The sequence below is a fragment of the Oceanobacillus sp. CF4.6 genome (assembly GCF_051262635.1).
Classification (GTDB): Bacteria; Bacillota; Bacilli; order Bacillales; family Amphibacillaceae; genus Oceanobacillus.
Map to the genome: position 1 here is coordinate 288,103 of NZ_JBIMEX010000002.1, position 20,164 is coordinate 308,266.

Genomic DNA, 20,164 nt, shown 5'->3' on the forward strand with positions numbered 1-20,164 from the left:
AGATGAGCATGAAAGAGGAAGCTACAATCCTTCCCTCTTTCATGTTCCCACCAACTCATTCTATCCTATAAAAACGTTATTTATTTTCAACTGGCTCTTTGCTTCTTAACGGAGTTCCATGTGTGAAGAACTCTTGAGGCAATTGCGTACCATGCCAGAGAATAGCCTGATCTACATCTTTACTTTGCCATTCGATTGTTTTCCAATCCGGGTCAAAAATTAGATAACCTGCATCACCAAATAGCTCTATACGATTGCCGCCTGGTTCAAAAACATACATACATTGTGCTTGGGATACGCCATGTTTTATTGGACTTACTTCAATTTCATGTCCGTTTTCAATTAGTAAATCTGCAACATCGGATAAATGTTGTGGGTAGCCATACCAGTAGCATAGGTGGTGAAGACGTCCTTTTTCTCCTAATGCATCGCCCATAATAGCAATATCATGAACTAAGTTACTAACACTTAACCATGCAGCAACGTCCGTATTATCAGGAGCTAAAATACGCTCGCGAACTTTAAAGCCTAGTGCATCTTCTAGAAACTCCACATTTTTATTTGTTTCACTTGCCAGTAGATTGACGTGGTCGATACGACGAACAGGAACACCGCGGTTCGGACGTTTTTGCGGACGATTTAATAATGGTGTTTTTTGATCATCAGGTGCTTGGTAGTAATCAACATCCCAGAAAACTTCCATTAAATGACCATCTGGTGAGTTGAACTGATATGCACGTCCATGACCGATATCGCCGTCAATCCAGCCGATGCCGTAGCCCATCTTTTCAATCTGAGCTACCCGGCGCTCAAGTGCTTGAGGAGACGTAGCTCTTAAGGATAGATGACCTAAACCAGCTTCATGATTTTCAGTGATAATTAATGTGTTATGGTAATGATCTTCATAGGCACGCATATAAACGGATTTACCTTGACGGGATATTTCACTCATCCCCAACATTTCTTTGAAAAATCCTACAGATTCCTCTAATTTAGGACTATAAAGCTCAACATGTGCCAGATGTGCAATATCAAAAATACGTTCTTCTGTCATTTCATTTTCCCCCATTACATTTATTTTTTAAGTAATTTGATTACTGTTTTACCAGATTGGATGGCCGTCAAATCCGAGAATCGTTTTTCCATACGCTACCATTGCATCTTCATATAGATGTGATGGATGTGCGGCAACTGCAAGTATGTCACGAACAAATCTTTCTGAATGCTGATCCTTATAAATTGAATTCCCACCAAGTGTTGTTAAAATCCGAGTTGCCATATCTGCTGATGTTTTAGCAACATACGCACGCATCGCGAATAGCTGTTCACGCTCTTCTTCCTCTAAAACCCGAATACCATTTTCCTGATAATAACTTAATTTATCCATATACTCTTTAGCTACAGCTTTTACCGCTGTTAATTGAATGGATATTTCACCAAGTGTACGCTGGGCACTGCCACCGTCTTTCTCGCTTGCATTATTGTTGTAAATACGAATGCGTCCCTTTGTCTTCTCTTTAAAGTCGTTAACGAGGCGTTCCAAACCGCCAATTGCAATCTGTGAAAATCCAGACAGGAAGTATATCATATAAGGAACATTGAAAATCTGGTAGTCCTCTTCGTAGTTTCCGTCTGGAGCTGTTGCACCACTAATAACTCTTTTTGCTGGGAAAACATAATGGGCTGGAACATATACATTATCTAGCTTAACCCCGTTACTACCTGTCCCACGCAGTCCAATCGGATCCCAGTTGTCAATAATTTCTGTATCCTTTTTATGGACGATAAACAAGCTTAACTCCGGCTCTTCGGCATCTCTCATTTTGTGAATCGCACCAAGCGCAATCCAATCACTCCACAATACGCCACTGCAGAAATTCCATTGACCACTGATTCGATAACCTTCTCCATCAGGGTCATCCGTAACTTTTCCAACTGGTGCAAAGACATCAGCCAATAAAGCATTCGTATTGTACATTTCTTCCCGACCCTGTTTTGGTAAAAATGCTGGCCATGTTTCATGAATAATAGCGAAATATGTTATCCATGCAGCTGGAACACTATAATTGGCTACCGTTCGAATGATATCTCCAAAGGTATAAAAGTCTAATTCTTGACCGCCATATTCTTTTGGTCTATGAAGCTTGTGAAAGCCGGTCTCTTTGATTTTTTCAATGACAACATCTGGCAATTTCGCATCAATATCTGCTTGTAAAGCATGCTTTTCAGCTAACTCTCCAACTTCTTTTGCTTTTTGCAGCAACTCTTCCCTATTAACTGTTTTTTGAACTTCTAAGGTACTGATTGGCAATGCAATTCCTCCTTTATGTCCTTTTGTAAACGCAATCATTTTTACAAACAATCTGTCTGACTAGTTATAGTATATTTGGCATTGATTTAATAAGATAGCTATTAAAAATACGAAAGTTTACTATTTTTTTAGATTTTATATACTAATCGACTTTTCTAAATGTTTGAAAAACCCTGTTGCAGTAAGCGTTTTCATACAGATCTTTTATTTGGAAAAAGTACATTATTTTTCAAAAAAATAAAAACCTCAGAAGAAAACAGTCAGACTAACTGCTTTCTGCTAAGGTTTGTTCTTACTGGTTTCCATTGTTTCAGACGGGTTTTCCTTAATGTATGAATATGGAGCGGTTTCGAAAACCGCTCTTCACCTCATTGTTCTTATTCAATTATTATATTCTCAGCTTCTATAAAATGGATCTAACGTAACCTTTCCAACCGACTCCTTCCCATCTTCCGGGTAACCGTCCTTTATCCTTCGTACCCATAAAGATACTACCACCGGGAATATAGATTTGTTTCTTAAATCTTTACCAACCACAGCTCACCTCGAACGGGCCAACAACGCCTCAACTCGGTCCTCAGTACACCCAAACGGAAACATAGAATTTTGTAAGTACATCTTTCATTTGTAAAAAGTACATTTCTAAAAAAAGAAAAACCCCAGAACAAAACAGCCCCGCCAACTGCTTCCCCCTAAGGTTCATTCTTCATTAATCAATTATATCGTAATCTCTCCCCTTGCTTTTAAAACATTCAATGCCATATAAACGGAGAAAACACTTTTTGTATCATTCAAATCAATATTTAAAATATCGCTAATCTTTTCTAGACGATACCGTAATCCACTAATAGACATCGTAAGAGCTTTAGCTGTGTTATTAATATTAATGCCGTTCTCTATATAAGCATATAACGTTTTAATTAATTCGAAATCTTTGTCAGCTTCGAGTAATTCCCCTACTTGTTTATGAACAAAACGATTAATTAATGTCTCATCTGGTATTTGAAACAATACACTTTCAATCCCTAAGTCTTCATAATACTGAATTTGCTTTTTTGGATTTTTTGCTTTTAATGTTGCTAACGTTTCATCATATAAAGTCGGCAGCTGGTCAATTTTTTGAACGATGGTGCTAACACCAATAAAAAACTTATATTTGGCGAAGCGTCGTAAACAATGCTTTAATAACAGACTTATAAATTTTGATTGCTTCATATATAGTTTTTCAAATGATGAATGCTCAATTGCCATGATAATTTTATCTGATTTTTGCGATACAATCGCGTTTATATTTCTCTCTTTGAAAAACAAGTTAACGTAACGAACTAATTCTTCATTGACTTCAATCTCATGATTCAACTCGGATTTATTGATATTTCTCTCCATCGTAAGCATCCAGTAGGAATCTTCTGGATTAAACTTAAGATAGTAGGCAACTTTGTAGATTTCTTCTTTCTCTAACCTGCTCTCTAAAATATCACTTAAAAAATCACGTCGAATGTTTTGCTCGGTATTAATCTTAATATTTTCATTCAGCAATATAATTGATGCGGTGAGTGAAGCTTGATCGATAATCATATACTCCAAGTCATTCGGTGTATGATCTTTTGAATACAGGAACGAACAATAACCCTTGATTTGCTGTTCAAATAAAATAGGTGTTCGAAGTATGCCCATTCCTTTAGAGTTTCTTACAAAATGAGTCGTATGATTACTTATTTTCTCCAAATCAAAATCTAGCCTAACATCTGTCATATCATTCGATTTCACCATAATCTGATTGTATTCATCTTCAATAAATGTAGGCAGGCCTGTTGTTTTATTCAGTATGTCTATAATTCTTTGTATCCCTTGCTTTGACAGTAATTCCTCAATCAATTCCCGGTGAACCTTTTTTGCTGTATTTAAATAATCACGTTCAATTTTTAATTTTGCTGTTATTTCATCCAATTCCTGAATCATACTAGTAGATTGGTAATATCTATTTTCACTTTCCAGCTCTTCTCCCCATTTTTCCTTAGGCATAAAAATGACTTCACATTGATCATGGCCCATCGCCCTACATTTGATTTCCTTTGCGAGAATAGGCCTTTTTAAAACCGTTGATAAATAGCCACTCGCAAATCCGCATAGGGTGTGACAAACAGGTTGATCACTATGAATGCCGCTCTTTAAAAATTCATGTGCTTCATATGAATTAAACCAAGAGACATCTATTAACGCCAAATCATCCTCTTTATCATAGTCAATAGCATTTATTATTACATCATCCAGGTATCCGTGTAAAATATGCACTTTTGGTCCAGCATGAATCAGATCAACTTCATTGTCCCACTGAGAGGTGAGCACTTTCTCCCCATCACTAACACCACAATGCCAACCATATCGAATAAAAATCCCCTTCGTGCGATCATCCCCGATAGTCGATACAAGCTCTTTTTTTAAGGACGATATAGCTATAACTGGAATCGTAACCATGCGATCATAAAATGCTTTTAAGGCTTCTTCCTTGGGCAATTCAAATACATCATTTAAATTTTTACTGCTTAAATCCATATTCACTTGTATCAGCCCTTTCATATAATGAATCGTTCATTTCAACTAATTTCTAAACGTTTCACACTAAAAATAATAGAAAATTGCTATTTATCATAGGATTCATTTTAATTACATAAGTGATATTATTTGGTTATTGAGTTCCAAGTAAAGTCTATAAGGGTTTGGGGGACATTCACAATACTTGTTTTAACCTTATTCATCTTTAAAAAACTTGTTAACGGTTACATTTTAAGTGGTCAAGATTTAAAATTTTCCGATATATTTAAACTGTATATCATTGTAACACAGGGAAAATCAAAAAGAGAAGAATTATCCCCCTTATTACAAAGGCAAAAGTAAATTTAAATTTTATAGCAAAGGAGGATGCATTTTATGTCTAAACTCAAAGTAGCTATTTTAGGTTCTGGAAATATCGGAACCGACCTTATGAAAAAAATTATGCGTTCACCGCACCTGGAACTAACGACAGTTATTGGTATTGATCCGGATTCAGATGGTCTTCGTAAAGCAAGAGAAGCAGGCTTCAAAACCATTCACACAGGGTTAGATGGCTTTTTGGAAAATCCTGAGGAGGCAGATGTTGTATTCGATGCGACAAGCGCTTACGCACATAAAAAACATGCGGAGCAGCTCGAGGCCCATGGAATTCGTGCGATCGATTTAACACCGGCAGCAATCGGACCGCTTACCGTACCAACTGTAAATCTTCATGAAAATCCAGATGCACGGAATGTCAACATGATCACATGCGGTGGACAGGCAACCATTCCAATTATCCATGCCGTATCTCAAATTTATGAGGTAGAATACGCCGAAATCGTTGCAACGATAGCAAGCAAAAGCGCTGGTCCTGCAACACGTGCGAACATTGATGAATTTATCGCGACAACTTCCCGTGCAATTGAAGTTATAGGTGGAGCCAAGGAAGGGAAAACCGTCATGATTTTAAACCCTGCGGAGCCACCAATTATGATGAACGATACGATTCATTTATTAGTTGATCAACCTGTAGTGGATGAAGATGCTCTCTATGAGAAATTAGTTCAAACAGAGCAAGCGGTACAGCAATATGTACCAGGCTACCGCCTAAAATCCCGTCCATTTGTTGAAGAAAATCGAATTTCAGTGTTTGTAGAAGTTTCCGGGGCAGCAGATTATTTACCTGCCTATGCTGGAAACTTGGATATTATCACTGCAGCCGCAGTCAAAATCGCAGAGGAATGGTCAAAAGCAAAAGCCACTGTTTAAGGGAGGGGATGATCGGATGAAAAGAGATGTCATCATTACAGAAGTAGCTTTACGCGATGGCAGTCATGCCATGCGCCATCAATTTACAGAAGAACAGGTGCGTGCTGCAGTTGCAGGATTAGATGAAGCCAATGTGCCATATATCGAAGTCACGCATGGCGATGGTTTAGGAGGTTCCACCATACAGTATGGGCATTCCTTAACAGATGAGTTCAAACTCATTGAAGCAGCTGTGGAAACAGCGAAGAATGCAAAAATCGCAGTCCTGTCACTTCCGGGGATTGCAACGAAGCCGAATATAAAACGTGCAGCAGACTTAGGGGTCTCTATGTTGCGTGTTGCCACACATGTGACAGAAGCAGATGTGTCCCTGCAGCATTTAAGTCTTGGCAAAGAATTAGGCCTGGAAACGGTCGGATTTTTAATGATGTCCCATATGGCTGAACCAAGTAAAATTGTGGAACAGGCAAAGATTATGGTGAACGGCGGGGCTGATGTCATTTATATTGTTGATTCAGCTGGTGCATTATTGCCAAACCAAGTAACTGAGCGCATCAAAGCGTTAAAACAAGAGATAGACGTACCAGTCGGCTTCCATGCTCATAATAACTTATCGTTAGCCGTAGCTAATTCATTGGCAGCAATTGAAGCCGGTGCAGAACGTATCGACGGCAGTATTCGCTGTCTCGGTGCAGGAGCTGGCAATACGCAAACAGAGGTAATCGTTAGTGTCTTAGATAAAATGGGCATTCAAACCGGCATTGATATTTATAAAATAATGGATGTTGCCGAAGATGTTATCGCACCTATCTTACCGCAGCCACAGGAAATTACGAGGGGCAGTCTCGTACTAGGGTATGCAGGTGTCTATTCAAGCTTTTTGCTTCATGCAAATAAAGCTGCAGAGAAATTTGGTGTCGATGCACGTGATATTTTAATGGAAATCGGTAAACGCAAAGCTGTTGGTGGCCAAGAAGATATGATTTTAGAAGTAGCGGCAGAGCTACAACAAAAATAATCACTTTCAATCGAGCATTTAATTATTTATGGGAGGTAATTTTAATGGATGATCGTCAATTTAGAAATGCAATGGGGAAATTCGCAACTGGGGTAAATGTGATTGCAACGGAAACGGATGGTAAAATCCACGGTATGACAGCAAATGCTTTCATGTCTGTATCGCTTGATCCAAAATTGATTGTTATATCGATTAAGGAAGATGCAAAGATGCTTGAAATGATAAAGGAGACAATGCGTTTTTCAGTAAATGTTCTATCTCGCGAGCAACAAGAAGAATCCATGATTTTTGCTGGTCAGAAGAAAATGGAAGATGCGTTCAAATTCGATTATTTAGAACAAGTACCTGTCGTGAGAAATGCCTTGGCTCAACTTTCTTGTGAAGTCTACAATGAACACGTCGAAGGAGATCATACATTGTTTATCGGACGTGTGACAGGATTGGACTTGCAAGATGGTGATCCGTTAATTTTCAACTGTGGTAAATACCGTGAACTGAAAGAATTAGAAAATGTGTCGGTCTAAACTATAAATAGGAGGGGGAGAAAGCTAATGAAAACAATCTACTTAAATTCACAAAACCTGACATATTGGCAGGAACATTCCAATGAAAATGTAATCGCTTTAGGTTTTTTCGATGGGATTCACAAAGGGCACCAAAAAGTAATACTAGCGGCTAAAGAAGAAGCTGAAAAAAGAGCTGTGGATTTAACTGTGATGAGCTTTTTCCCCCATCCTAAAGTTGTCCTTTCAGGTGGAAAGAAAAAGTTTGACTATTTGATGCCTTTACAGGAAAAAGCAGATGTGCTGGAAACATTAGGGGTAGATCGATTTTATATTGTAGCGTTTAATAGAGAATTCGCCTCCCTCTCCCCTCAGGAATACTTGGATAACTACCTATTAAAGTTCGGTACCGTTCATGCGGTGGCAGGGTATGATTTTAAGTATGGCAAAATGGGGGCGGGTACGATTGACCGTATGATAGAGGATTCTTCCGGGAAATTGGATGTAACAAAGGTCAATAAAATGGAGTACTTGGGACAGAAGATAAGCTCCACCCGTATCAGAAATACAATCGCTGAAGGTCGGTTAGAAGACCTTTCAGCAATGATGGGACGTTTATATAAAGTAAAAGGGAAAATTACAAACGATTATTTTTCACCTGAAAACTATTACATGCTGCCTGGAAGTGGCGTGTATGAAGTGACAATTAACTCCGGAAGTGAAATCTTTTATACAAAAATCGAAAACGACCCAGAGATAAGCAAGTTCGAAATTTTAGATAAAAAGTTAAAACATGACCTTAACGGTTCAAACATTTCCGTTAGATGGAGGAAATGTCTGTCTAATGAAATGTTATATGATTTTATAGAGAGATGAGGAGTTTAAGATATGGTTGAAAAGATAAAAGATGCCGCAATGGAAATTTATGAAGCAGAGAAAAACAGACAGCCAATCGATGCCTTTACAGATACAGATACGACTATTTCCGTTAACGATGCATATCAAATTCAATTGAATTATGTAGAAGAGCGGAAAAGAAATGGAGCTACCATTAAAGGGAAAAAAATTGGACTGACAAGTAAAGCAATGCAAGAGATGCTAGGTGTCGACCGTCCCGACTATGGTCACATACTCGATGATATGATTTTTTCAGAAGGTACACAGATCGATGCTGAACGTTTCATTTCTCCAAAAGTGGAATTCGAAATTGCTTTCGTTTTGAAGCAATCCCTTAAAGGCCCTGGTGTTACATTGGAAGATGTAAAACAAGCAGTCGATTATGTTGTTCCAGCAGCAGAACTTATTGACAGCCGAATTAAAGATTGGAAAATCAAGTTCGAAGATACCGTAGCAGATAACGGTTCGTCTGCCGGAGCTGTATTTGGTAAGAGCAAGAAAAGATTGGAAGATCTTGATCTACCGAATGTAGAAATGACAGTGTATCAAAACGGGGAGTTTTTAGATCAGGCACTAGGATCTGCGGTTTTGGGGAATCCTTTAGAAGCAGTAGTCTGGCTTGCCAACGCTTTAGGTGAATATGATATTGCACTTCATCAGGGTGAGGTAATTCTTGCAGGTGCACTTGCCAAAGCTGTAGCTGTACAAAATGGAGATACGTTCAAAGCGGAATTTGCAGGACTGGGAACCGTAACGATTGAGTTTGGAAAATAGATTTTCGGTACTTCTTCCGAAAGAATAAAAATAGTTGGTCCTTTTATGAAGATAGTAACTGCTAACTATCTTCTTTATTTTTCTTGAAGAATCTCTAAAAAGTCATACTTGATTAGGAATAGATACTTTCTGTCGTATTTATTTCACTTTAATCTTAGGAACGGACAACTCCGATTGCTAACACCCCATCCGGCTAACGAGAATGTAGCCATAACTGTAGTTAGCAATGTTAAAATTTTTATATTACCCTCTCTGGTAGTGACACAATATAGACAGCTTGTTTTACTATCGCATTATCAAAAGAGCAACAAATCCTTATACGCCAATAAAAAAGGCAGTGAATTCTATTGTGAATATCACTGCTATCTTTTGCTTGTGAATGAATGGTTTGCGCATCTGAAGTAAACCCATTAGGGTCTCTCTCAGGTAGGATTTTATGTTTAAATTTAAACGGCGATTAACCATTTATAATATAAGTAAAATACCTTACTGCTCGCTTCTGTTGCTCACCTATATTTTATACGATCTATTCCACGATATTTATATTTTCACCATCGCCAACAATGATTCTATTTGCCATTCCGATAAATAATCCTGTTTCAACGACACCGACAATCCTTTTAATTTCTTCATTTAATTTTGTTGGATCTGTAATGACATCAAATGGACAATCAAGTATGTAGTTTCCATTATCAGTAATAACAATTTCCGTATCCTTTTTTCTGAGTTTCGGTACACAACCAAGTTTGGAAATTTCATTTGCAGTTCGCTCCCAAGCAAAAGGCAAAATTTCAATAGGCAATGGATACTTACCTAAATTGGTTACCATTTTCGAAGCATCCACAATAATAATTAGTTCTTTCGCTGCTTGAGCAATAATTTTTTCTCGAAATAATGCTGCTCCACCGCCTTTAATCATATGCAGATTCTCATCAACTTCATCGGCACCATCAATTGTAATATCCAACTTCTTCACTTTTGAAAAATCAGTGAGTGGTACACCAAATTCATTTGCCCAATTTGCTGTTTGCGTAGAAGATGGTATACCTTCTATTTTTAAGCCATTTTCCACGAGCTCCCCCAGTTTTCGGATCATCCAATAAACAGTTGAACCTGACCCCAACCCGACTTTCATGCCATCTTTAACAAATGCAGCTGCTTCTTCTCCAACTGCTTTCTTCATGCGATCTTGCTCGCTCACCATTAGAAATCCTCCTCCTCTATCTATTAATTATTATAACTTATTGCCACCATTCGACAAAATCCGGGGAGTGACAGGCACTAAAAAGGTTAAAAAAAGGATCCGCATATGCGAGTCTTTTAACGGAAAAATCTTCCAATTTAAATGTAAATTGGAAGATTTTATGTCTATAAAAAAATTGCTAAAGTGCCATATAAGATTTTTCTATTATGGGATGCAATTGTTCAGCAAGTATCTGGATCTCGGACATCTTTCCAATATCAAGGTTTCCTCCACTTACAATTACTCCACAATGTCTTGATTTTATCTTATCATGATGGGCGAATAAGGCTGCCAATGCTGCTGCTCCGGCTCCCTCCATCAATGTTTTATTACGTTCCAGCATGTAGATGATTGCAGATGCAATTTCTTCATCCTTTACAGTTACAATATCATCTACATATTCCTGAATGATTGGGAAAGTTAATTTTCCAGGTTCTTTAACTGCAATTCCCTCTGCAATCGTGGAAACCTTGGACAGGTTCTTTACCATGTTAGAATGATAACTTTCATGAATCGCAGATGCTCCCTCGGACTGAACACCAATTATTTTAATATTCCTGTTCACGTGTTTTGCTGCAACCGCGATTCCACTAATCAATCCTCCACCGCCGATTGGGACGAGAATTGTATCGATTCTATCTTCCTGGCGAAGCATTTCCATTGCAATGGTTCCTTGACCGGCCATAACATCGTAATCATCAAAAGGATGGATATAAATCGCACCCGAAACCAATTGCTGTTCGATCGATGCACGATAGGCTTCCTGGAAACTTTCCCCGGTTAAAACCACTTCTGCACCATAATTACGGGTTGCATTTATTTTTGCCAGTGGTGTCCCTTCTGCCATATAAATCGTCGCTTTCACACCAAGTTTGGCAGCTGCATTGGCCACTCCCTGTGCATGATTACCTGCTGATGCAGTTATTACTCCTTTTGCAAGTTGTTCCCGCGATAACTGCATTAATTTAAAACTTGCTCCCCGAAATTTGAATGCACCTGTTTTTTGCTGGTTTTCCATTTTGCAGTATACATTCTTTCCAACTAAATTATCTGTCGTATGTGATGTTAACAATGGTGTACGATGAACAATGGGTGCCAGCCGTTTCATTGCATGGTATACCTTCTCACCCGTTAAGCAATCCCCAAGACAATTCACTCTCCTTTAAATCAATCTTAGCGTTTTGGAACATCCACTTAAATACTTAGACTTTATTCTCATATTCTACAATTTTTTCTTCCTGAAGTAATGTCAAGGCGATATCATCCCAACCATTCAAAAGCTTTTCTTTATGATATTCCGGGATGTCAAAGCTAACGACAGTTCCTTCATCATCTGTAATCTGTTGATTTTCTAAGTCCACATATAAAACAAAAGAAGTGTTCTCCGCTTTTTGCATCCACTTCGTTAATTTATCTTCTTCCATCTTGATAGGAACAATACCATTTTTTAATGCATTATTATAAAAGATATCCGCAAAACTAGGTGCAATGATTACCTTGAAACCAAAGTCTGTCAATGCCCAAGGTGCATGCTCTCTTGATGATCCACAGCCGAAATTCTCGCCTGCTATTAGTATAGAAGCCTCTTGATATTGCGGCTGATTCAGCGCAAAATCCTCGCGTGGTTTACCTTCATCATCAAAACGCCAGTTATAAAATAAAAATTGGCCAAATCCGGTACGTTCAATTCTTTTTAGAAATTGCTTCGGTATAATTTGATCCGTATCAATATTGGCACGATCTAATGGATAGACCAACCCTTTATGTTCCTGTATTGCCTCCATGTTTTGCCACCTCCCTAGTTTAGTACTCCTGAAAATTGACGTACATCAACGAAGTGTCCCTTGATTGCAGCTGCTGCAGCCATTTCGGGACTTACTAGATGTGTACGTGCTCCATTTCCTTGTCTACCCTCAAAATTACGGTTAGATGTAGAAGCACAACGACCACCTGGAGGTACGATGTCATCATTCATACCTAGACACATGCTGCATCCAGATTCCCGCCATTCGAATCCAGCTTCCGTAAATACTTTATCCAATCCAAGTTCTTCCGCTTGAAGCTTGACACTAAATGAACCAGGTACAACGATTGCCTTTACATAATCCTTTACTTTTCTTCCTTGAATTACCGATGCCGCCTTTTGTAGATCACCTAAGCGAGAATTTGTACAAGAACCGATGAATACATGATCGATTTCTATAGAAGTAATCGGTTGGTTTTCTTCAAGACCCATATATTCAAGTGCTCTTTTTATATCCTCTTTATGTTCCACCTCATCAAGAACTGGTGTACTTCCACTTACTGGAACACACATACCTGGGTTCGTACCCCAAGTTACCTGAGGCTCAATTTCATCAGCATGTATAATCACTGTTTCGTCGTATTCAGCACCAGCGTCTGTAGCCAAATCTAACCATTCAGAAGCAGTATTTTCGAATTCTTTTCCTTTTGGAACGTATTCTCTGCCTTCCAAATAAGCTACAGTTGTCTGATCCGGACTAATAAGCCCTGCTCTTGCACCAGCTTCAATGGACATATTACAAATCGTCATTCGGCCTTCCATCGATAACTTCCGAATTGCATCACCGGTATATTCCATTACATATCCTGTACCGAACCGTACGCCAAATTTACCAATAATCGCCAAAATTAAATCTTTAGCAGTAACACCTGGTCCAAGGTCGCCTTCTACTTTAACATTCAACGTTTTTGGTTTCTCCTGCCAGATCGTTTGGGTTGCCAAAACATGTTCCACTTCACTTGTACCTATACCAAATGCCAAAGCACCAAATGCACCATGAGTCGATGTATGGCTATCCCCACAAACAATCGTCTTTCCTGGCTGGGTCAGTCCTAGCTGTGGTCCAATAACATGTACGATACCTTGATCTGGATGAAACATGTCGGCAAGTTTAATGCCAAAGGCTTCACAGTTTTCCCTTAATGTTTCCATCTGTTTTTTTGAAATTTCATCTTTTACAATATGCCGGTCTTTCGTTGGGACATTGTGGTCCATTGTCGCATACGTTAATTCGGGGCGACGGACTTTTCTGTTTGCCAGTCTAAGACCTTCAAAGGCCTGTGGAGAAGTAACTTCATGGACCAAATGCTGGTCAATATATAATAAATCAGGCTTCCCCGCCTCGTGATGTACAACATGTTTATTCCATATTTTTTCGATAATTGTTTCTGGTTTCCCCATCTCTTTACACCTCACCCATTAGACATACGAATTGCAAATCGAATCAGATATACGCTTTGTAGTCAGATTTCCAAGCACAATTTCAGTCATTTTCTTTGTACTAACTTGTTTCCCACCGTTTAATTTCAAATCTGCAGTATGATATCCTTGTTCCATACATTCATTTACTGCGCTTTCGATTTCAGAAGCTTCCTCTTCCAACCCAAATGAATAACGTAGCATTAAAGCTGCAGATAAAATCATTCCAAGCGGGTTTGCTACATTTTTCCCGGCTATATCCGGTGCCGATCCATGAACAGGCTCATACAGTCCCACTCCATCTGTTCGAACACTTGCAGATGGTAGCATTCCGAGAGACCCTGTAAGTACAGATGCCTCATCACTCAAAATATCACCAAACAAGTTTTCAGTTACAATGACATCAAATTGATTTGGCTGTGTGATTAATTTCATTGCGGCTGCATCAACAAGTAAATGTTCTACAGTCACATCAGGGTAATCCTTCGCTTTTTCATTAACTATTTCCCGCCACATACGGCTCGATTCAAGCACATTTGCTTTATCAACAGAAGTCAGGTGTTTGTTACGAATCCTTGCACTTTGAAACCCTTTCTCTATGATCCGTTCCATCTCTGTTCTGTGATAATAAAGCGTATCAACTACCACATTACCATTATCCCGTCTTTCACTTGGTTGACCGAAGTAAAGTCCACCCGTAAGTTCACGAACAATCATAATGTCACTGCCTTTAATAATTTCTTCCTTGAGCGGAGAAGCATGAAGCAACGATGCAAACCCTTTTACTGGACGCAAATTAGCGAAAAGCCCAAGTGATTTACGAATTCCAAGTAAGCCCTTTTCTGGTCTGAGGTGAACAGGGATAGAATCCCACTTAGGACCCCCAACTGCACCAAGCAAAATAGCATCTGCACTCAAGCATGCATTTACCGTATCCTCAGGTAATGGCACGCCATACTTATCTATGGCATCTCCACCTATTGCATGTTCATGAAACGTAAATTTATGGTTGTACTCCATTGCTATTGCTGTTAAAACTAGTTTTGCAGATTCCATTATTTCTCTTCCGATTCCATCACCTGGTAGAAGAATGATTTGCTTATCCATAGCTGAGGTCCCTCCTTTATAAAGTTTATTCGCTAACCAACTCTTTCATTTTAGCTGTATTCATTTTGATCATATAGCGATTGACTGCATTAATAAATGCGTTGGCAGATGCCTGCAAGACATCTTGTGCGGATCCTCTGCCATTGACAGTTTCACCATTTACAATTAACTGCACGTGTGACTCGGCTAATGCATCCTTACCCCCACCTACCGAATTTAGCTGGTAATCTACCAATTTAATGTTTTCCTCTATTAAACTATCAATCGTTTTATAAAGTGCCTCAACACTACCTTGACCTGGACAGGAATTTTCTACTGTCTTTCCATCCGGCGTTTTCAATACTACAGTTGCAGTAGGCACATTTTCTGTACCGTATTGAACCTGGAATTTTTCCAGTTGGTATTTATTGATTGATGAGGAGTCTGTTTTGATTTCCATAACAATCGTATACAAATCGTCATCTGTTACTTCCTTCTTATGGTCCGTTAATTTCTTGAATTGATCAAAGGCTTCTTTCAACTCTTGCTCTGAAAGTTCAACTCCAAATTCCTTAACTTTATCTTTAAAGGCATGACGACCGGAATGTTTTCCTAAAAATAGTGTGTTGGATGTAACTCCAACCAATTCCGGAGTTATGATTTCATAAGTCTCCGCATTTTTCAATACACCATCCTGATGGATACCTGATTCATGTGCAAAAGCATTTCGTCCTATAATAGCTTTGTTGGCCTGCACATACATTCCTGTCAGTTTCGCAACAATGTCACTCGTACGTTTAATTTCATTTAATTTGAGTCCTGTCTCATACGGATAATAATCAGAACGTATCTTCAATGCCACTGCTACTTCTTCTAGAGCTGCATTTCCGGCACGTTCACCAATTCCGTTAATCGTTCCTTCTACCTGTGTTGCACCATTTTCAACAGCTGCAATGGAATTTGCAACTGCCATACCAAGATCATTATGGCAATGGCAAGAAAGTGCAACCCGATCAATATTCGGAACATTTTCAGAAATATAGCGGAATAGTTTTCCATATTCTACTGGTGTTGTATAGCCAACAGTATCGGGAAGATTAATAACCGTTGCACCTGCATCAATCACTTTTTCAATGATCTCGGCAAGGAATTTCCAATCTGATCTTGTTGCATCTTCAGCAGACCATTCAATCTCATTGAACTTCTGCTTGGCATAAGAAACCATGCTGACCGCAGTCTCAATTACCTCTTCAGGTGTTTTCTTCAATTTATATTCCATATGAATTGGAGATGTGGCTAAGAAAAGATGGATAGCAGGATTTTCTGCTCCCTTTAATGCGTTCCAGGCAATATCCACATCTGATTTAATTGTTCTTGCCAAACCAATAACAGAAGTATTTTTAATTGTATCGGCAATTGCCTTTACTGCTTCAAAGTCACCTTTGGAGGAAGCAGGAAATCCTGCCTCCATCCGGTCAACTCCAAAACGTTCTAATTGCCTTGCAATTTCTAGTTTTTCTTGTTTGTTCAAGTTAACCCCTGGTGATTGTTCTCCGTCCCGAAGTGTTGTGTCAAAAATCTTAATTTGTGACATGAACTTTCACATCCTTTTGTTTAGAATCAATTGGATTTTTAACAAAAGGCATTAAATCACGGAGCTCCTTTCCAACTGTTTCGATTTGATGCTTGTTTTCTTTATTATTAATTGCATTAAATTGTGGACGACCTGCTTGGTTTTCAAGAATCCATCCTTTAGCAAATTTACCATCTTGGATATCTGTTAGAATATCTTTCATTCTTCCTTTTGTTTCCGCATCTACAACACGTGGACCTGATACGAAATCTCCCCATTGTGCAGTATCTGAGATAGAATAACGCATGTTTTCTAATCCACCTTCATAAAGAAGATCTACAATTAGTTTCATTTCATGCATACACTCAAAATAAGCAACCTCAGGCTGATAACCTGCTTCTGTTAATGTTTCAAAACCTGCTTTAATTAAGCTTGTTACCCCACCACATAGAACTGCCTGTTCACCAAACAAATCGGTTTCTGTTTCTTCCTGGAATGTTGTCTCAAGAACACCCGCTCTTGCAGCACCAATTCCTTGTGCATATGCCAAAGCAATTTCTGTTGCTTTGCCTGTAACATCCTGATAAACACCGAATAATGCTGGTACACCAGCGCCGCCTTCATAGGTTCTTCTTACAAGATGTCCTGGTCCTTTTGGTGCTACTAGGAACACGTCAACATCTGCTGGTGGTACAATCTGACTAAAGTGGATGTTGAAACCATGCGCGAAAACAAGTGCATTTCCAGCCTCTAGATTATCCTTGATACTTTCTTCATAAACTTTTGGCTGTGTTTCATCTGGTAGAAGAATCATAACAACATCTGCTTGCTTAACTGCCTCTGCTACCGGAAATACTTTAAAGCCATCTTCTTCCGCTTTTTGCTGTGATTTACCAGGTCTTAGTCCAATAACAACATCATAGCCACTTTCACGAAGGTTTAATGAATGTGCATGCCCTTGTGAACCATATCCTACTACTGCGATTTTCTTACCTTCCAATACCTCTTTATTGATATCATTTTCATATAGTACTTTAGCCATTTAAATCTTCCTCTCCATTTTTAATGTTCGATTTATTTTTAATTTAATTAATCATTGTATTTATTTCTGCTACATTATCCGGTTGCTGTCCCCTTAGGAATGCTGTTACACCGGTTTTTGTTAGTTCCTTTATACCATAAGGTCTGAGTAACGCTATCAGTGCATCCACTTTATCTGGACGACCTGTAACTTGTATGGTCATACTATCCTTGCTTACATCGATTACAGATGCACGAAATGGATTAATGATCCCTTGAATTTCAGCTCTAGTATGCCCTGTTCCCATTACTTTGATTAATGCCAGTTCCCTGGCCACCATTGCTTTATCCGTTATGTCAGATACTTTCAATACATCAATTTGTTTGTTTAATTGTTTTGTCAGCTGCTCCAGTTTCTGACTATCACTGATTTCAACGACGAATGTCATTTTTGAGATACCTTCCGTTTCAGAAGCTCCGACTGAAATGCTCTCAATATTGAATTGCCGTTTATTGAGCATTCCGGTAATTCTGTTTAAAACTCCTCCATGATCCTGAACCGTTGCAGTTATAATACGTTTCATTTTCTCACCCCGACCATTTCATGAATTCCTTTACCTGGTGCAATCATTGGATATACAGATGTTTTCCTAACCACGCGGAAGTCAGCGACAACAGGCCCATCATATGAAAAAATGTCTTCCAACGTTTTAATTACATCCTTTTCATTTTCAACTCTAACTCCTCTGATGCCATAACTTTCAGCTAGCTTTACGAAGTCAGGGTTATCAGAAAACAGCGATTCCGAATATCTTTCTTCATAAAAACTTTCTTGCCATTGTCTTACCATTCCAAGTGCTTCATTATTGACGATAATTACTTTAACAGGTAGATTTCTTTGTTTCACAACGGATAATTCCTGGAACATCATTTGGAATCCTCCATCACCAACAATTGATATAACAAGATCGTCTGGCCTACCGAGTTGGGCTCCAACAGCTGCAGGGAAACCAAATCCCATTGTTCCAAGCCCGCCAGATGTTACCCAGTTATTTGGTTTATCAAATGTGTAAAACTGTGCTGCCCACATTTGATGCTGTCCAACATCAGTAGTTACAATTGCCTCACCCTTTGATACGTTGTAAACCTGTTCAATCAGCCATTGTGGTGATAATGGTGTTTCCGTACGTTCATACCATAAAGGATATTCCTTTTTGTTTTGCTGCAGTTTATCCATCCAATCTTGGACATTTTGCATTTCAATCTTCGTGTTTAATAGTGCGATTAATGCTTTCTTCGCATCTGCAACTACCGGAATATGCGTTTCAATATTTTTTCCGATTTCGGCTGGATCGATATCAATATGAGCAACCTTTGCTGATGGAGCGAAATGTTCAATATTACCGGTTAATCGGTCATCAAATCTTGCCCCTATATTGATTAACAGGTCACTTTCATAGATAGCCATGTTAGCTGCATAGGTGCCATGCATTCCTGCCATTCCCAAGAATAGCTCATTTGACCCCGGGAAACTTCCAAGCCCAAGCAGCGTACTTGTTACGGGTAATTGATACTTTTCAGCGAATTGCTTCAGTTCTTCAGATGCATTTGCGAAAAGTGTTCCTGCACCTATGAGCAGCAGTGGCCGCTTAGCGCGACTTAGAGCATCTGCTAGTTTAATAATCTGCATTGGATTCGGTTTAATGGTTGGCTGATACCCCGGCAAATAAAAATCATCTTCATAATCATCTAACGTGATATTCGCTGAGATATTTTTTGGAATATCGACGACGACCGGACCTGGTCTTCCTGTTGATGCAATATGAAAAGCTTCTTTTACAATTCTTGGTAAATCAGCTATTTCATTCACCTGATAATTGTATTTTGTAATTGGTGTCGTTAGCCCCATTATATCTGCTTCCTGGAAAGCATCTGTCCCAATTACATTTTTTGCGACCTGACCGGTGAATATAACGAGTGGCAAGGAATCCATCATCGCATCTGTAATTCCCGTTATCAGGTTAGTGGCACCTGGACCAGATGTTGCAATAACGACTCCAGGCTTTCCTGTAACACGTGCATATCCTTCTGCCGCATGAATCGACCCTTGCTCATGGCGAGAAAGTATATGCTCAAAAGGTGTTTCATTACGATACAATGCATCATAGATTGGTAATACTGCTCCACCCGGATAACCGAACACAGTATCCACATTAGCGTCAATCAGCGTTTGAACTAAAATATCAGCCCCGGTTACCAATTTCCCCTTTACTTCCACTTCACGACTAGCATCTACTTTCACTATTGCAACCTCCTCAAGTCATAATTGAATAAAAAAAGACCCTTCTCTCCCTATAATCTGCATAAAATCAGAATATTGGGGAGAAAAGAGTCTTCTTTTCACGGTACCACCCATGTTCATAGCATCCTCGCGAATACTACCTTGGCAAGCTGGCAATCAGCCTTTATTGATAACAGGTACAACAAATGTGCACCTGACCGAATCTAATGGGAGTTTCCTCCGTTCAAAGCGGCACTCAGAGAAGATGTCAGAACAATATGTACTTCTGGGCTTCCAGCAACCCCAGCTCTCTGTGAGTACATGTAACAAGTTCCTTTTTTCTCGTCATCGAGTTAATTTATTTGGTTGTCGTTTTTTAAAATTATAGGATTTTTTGGATTACTTATTCAGAAAAATACGTTTGTTGA

The 20,164-nt window shown here is 39.0% G+C and carries 17 protein-coding genes; 5 read left to right on the forward strand and 12 right to left on the reverse strand.

All coding sequences use genetic code 11. The features are described from left to right. Positions 1-76: 76 nt before the first annotated feature. The 3 genes from ACHABU_RS05040 to ACHABU_RS05050 form a co-directional block, all read right to left on the reverse strand. Entirely contained in the window at positions 77-1,069 is a 993-nt protein-coding gene (locus tag ACHABU_RS05040; RefSeq protein ID WP_435762938.1) for a catechol 2,3-dioxygenase, read from the reverse strand. Between the two features lie 33 nt (positions 1,070-1,102). Next, on the reverse strand, positions 1,103-2,311 hold the full coding sequence (locus ACHABU_RS05045) for an acyl-CoA dehydrogenase family protein (protein WP_435762940.1): 1,209 nt from the start codon (positions 2,309-2,311) through the stop codon (positions 1,103-1,105). A 717-nt stretch (positions 2,312-3,028) separates the two neighbouring features. Continuing rightward, positions 3,029-4,867: a helix-turn-helix domain-containing protein gene (locus ACHABU_RS05050; RefSeq protein WP_435763680.1), complete on the reverse strand. Its 1,839-nt coding sequence runs from the start codon at positions 4,865-4,867 to the stop codon at positions 3,029-3,031. A gap of 375 nt (positions 4,868-5,242) precedes the next feature. Here ACHABU_RS05050 and ACHABU_RS05055 point away from each other — a divergent pair, with 375 nt between their 5' ends. The 5 genes from ACHABU_RS05055 to ACHABU_RS05075 are packed head-to-tail and all read left to right on the forward strand — an operon-like array spanning position 5,243 to position 9,310. Further along, a complete protein-coding gene (locus ACHABU_RS05055) occupies positions 5,243-6,118 on the forward strand; it encodes an acetaldehyde dehydrogenase (acetylating) (protein ID WP_435762942.1) in 876 nt (291 codons plus the stop codon). 16 nt (positions 6,119-6,134) lie between these two features. Further along, a complete protein-coding gene (gene dmpG / locus ACHABU_RS05060) occupies positions 6,135-7,136 on the forward strand; it encodes a 4-hydroxy-2-oxovalerate aldolase (RefSeq protein WP_435762944.1) in 1,002 nt (333 codons plus the stop codon). A gap of 44 nt (positions 7,137-7,180) precedes the next feature. After that, entirely contained in the window at positions 7,181-7,660 is a 480-nt protein-coding gene (locus ACHABU_RS05065) for a flavin reductase family protein (protein WP_435762946.1), read from the forward strand. A gap of 27 nt (positions 7,661-7,687) precedes the next feature. Next, positions 7,688-8,515: an FAD synthetase family protein gene (locus ACHABU_RS05070; RefSeq protein WP_435762948.1), complete on the forward strand. Its 828-nt coding sequence runs from the start codon at positions 7,688-7,690 to the stop codon at positions 8,513-8,515. Between the two features lie 12 nt (positions 8,516-8,527). Continuing rightward, a complete protein-coding gene (locus ACHABU_RS05075; RefSeq protein ID WP_435762950.1) occupies positions 8,528-9,310 on the forward strand; it encodes a 2-keto-4-pentenoate hydratase in 783 nt (260 codons plus the stop codon). 526 nt (positions 9,311-9,836) lie between these two features. On the opposite strand, the gene rpiA is transcribed toward ACHABU_RS05075, so the two are convergent. From rpiA to ilvB, 9 genes are all read right to left on the reverse strand, one after another. Next, a complete protein-coding gene (gene rpiA, locus ACHABU_RS05080; protein ID WP_435762952.1) occupies positions 9,837-10,514 on the reverse strand; it encodes a ribose-5-phosphate isomerase RpiA in 678 nt (225 codons plus the stop codon). A 178-nt stretch (positions 10,515-10,692) separates the two neighbouring features. Further along, the gene (gene ilvA / locus ACHABU_RS05085; protein WP_435762954.1) at positions 10,693-11,661 is read right to left on the reverse strand and encodes a threonine ammonia-lyase; all 969 of its coding nucleotides are present in this window, start codon (positions 11,659-11,661) and stop codon (positions 10,693-10,695) included. A 94-nt stretch (positions 11,662-11,755) separates the two neighbouring features. After that, complete coding sequence (leuD, locus tag ACHABU_RS05090; protein WP_435762956.1) at positions 11,756-12,337, reverse strand: 3-isopropylmalate dehydratase small subunit; 582 nt, start codon at positions 12,335-12,337, stop codon at positions 11,756-11,758. Positions 12,338-12,351: 14 nt separating this feature from the next. After that, a complete protein-coding gene (gene leuC, locus ACHABU_RS05095; RefSeq protein ID WP_435762958.1) occupies positions 12,352-13,758 on the reverse strand; it encodes a 3-isopropylmalate dehydratase large subunit in 1,407 nt (468 codons plus the stop codon). A gap of 18 nt (positions 13,759-13,776) precedes the next feature. Beyond that, positions 13,777-14,883 carry a 3-isopropylmalate dehydrogenase gene (leuB, locus tag ACHABU_RS05100; protein ID WP_435762960.1) on the reverse strand — a complete coding sequence of 369 codons (1,107 nt, stop codon included), beginning with the start codon at positions 14,881-14,883 and terminating at the stop codon, positions 13,777-13,779. A gap of 25 nt (positions 14,884-14,908) precedes the next feature. After that, entirely contained in the window at positions 14,909-16,456 is a 1,548-nt protein-coding gene (locus ACHABU_RS05105; protein ID WP_435762962.1) for a 2-isopropylmalate synthase, read from the reverse strand. Beyond that, entirely contained in the window at positions 16,443-17,477 is a 1,035-nt protein-coding gene (gene ilvC / locus ACHABU_RS05110) for a ketol-acid reductoisomerase (RefSeq protein ID WP_435762964.1), read from the reverse strand. Before ilvC ends, ACHABU_RS05105 begins: the two co-directional genes overlap by 14 nt. A 43-nt stretch (positions 17,478-17,520) precedes the next feature. Continuing rightward, entirely contained in the window at positions 17,521-18,039 is a 519-nt protein-coding gene (gene ilvN, locus ACHABU_RS05115; RefSeq protein ID WP_435762966.1) for an acetolactate synthase small subunit, read from the reverse strand. Then, positions 18,036-19,757: a biosynthetic-type acetolactate synthase large subunit gene (gene ilvB, locus ACHABU_RS05120; protein ID WP_435762969.1), complete on the reverse strand. Its 1,722-nt coding sequence runs from the start codon at positions 19,755-19,757 to the stop codon at positions 18,036-18,038. Before ilvB ends, ilvN begins: the two co-directional genes overlap by 4 nt. Positions 19,758-20,164: the final 407 nt, after the last annotated feature.

Coding starts and splice junctions, on each gene's coding strand:
- ACHABU_RS05040 (WP_435762938.1), bottom strand. CDS start 1,069: ATGGGGGAAAATGAAATGACAGAAGAACGTATTTTTGATATTGCACAT.
- ACHABU_RS05050 (WP_435763680.1), bottom strand. CDS start 4,867: ATGGATTTAAGCAGTAAAAATTTAAATGATGTATTTGAATTGCCCAAG.
- ACHABU_RS05055 (WP_435762942.1), top strand. CDS start 5,243: ATGTCTAAACTCAAAGTAGCTATTTTAGGTTCTGGAAATATCGGAACC.
- dmpG (WP_435762944.1), top strand. CDS start 6,135: ATGAAAAGAGATGTCATCATTACAGAAGTAGCTTTACGCGATGGCAGT.
- ACHABU_RS05065 (WP_435762946.1), top strand. CDS start 7,181: ATGGATGATCGTCAATTTAGAAATGCAATGGGGAAATTCGCAACTGGG.
- ACHABU_RS05070 (WP_435762948.1), top strand. CDS start 7,688: ATGAAAACAATCTACTTAAATTCACAAAACCTGACATATTGGCAGGAA.
- ACHABU_RS05075 (WP_435762950.1), top strand. CDS start 8,528: ATGGTTGAAAAGATAAAAGATGCCGCAATGGAAATTTATGAAGCAGAG.
- rpiA (WP_435762952.1), bottom strand. CDS start 10,514: ATGGTGAGCGAGCAAGATCGCATGAAGAAAGCAGTTGGAGAAGAAGCA.
- ilvA (WP_435762954.1), bottom strand. CDS start 11,661: ATGAAACGGCTGGCACCCATTGTTCATCGTACACCATTGTTAACATCA.
- leuD (WP_435762956.1), bottom strand. CDS start 12,337: ATGGAGGCAATACAGGAACATAAAGGGTTGGTCTATCCATTAGATCGT.
- leuC (WP_435762958.1), bottom strand. CDS start 13,758: ATGGGGAAACCAGAAACAATTATCGAAAAAATATGGAATAAACATGTT.
- leuB (WP_435762960.1), bottom strand. CDS start 14,883: ATGGATAAGCAAATCATTCTTCTACCAGGTGATGGAATCGGAAGAGAA.
- ACHABU_RS05105 (WP_435762962.1), bottom strand. CDS start 16,456: ATGTCACAAATTAAGATTTTTGACACAACACTTCGGGACGGAGAACAA.
- ilvC (WP_435762964.1), bottom strand. CDS start 17,477: ATGGCTAAAGTACTATATGAAAATGATATCAATAAAGAGGTATTGGAA.
- ilvN (WP_435762966.1), bottom strand. CDS start 18,039: ATGAAACGTATTATAACTGCAACGGTTCAGGATCATGGAGGAGTTTTA.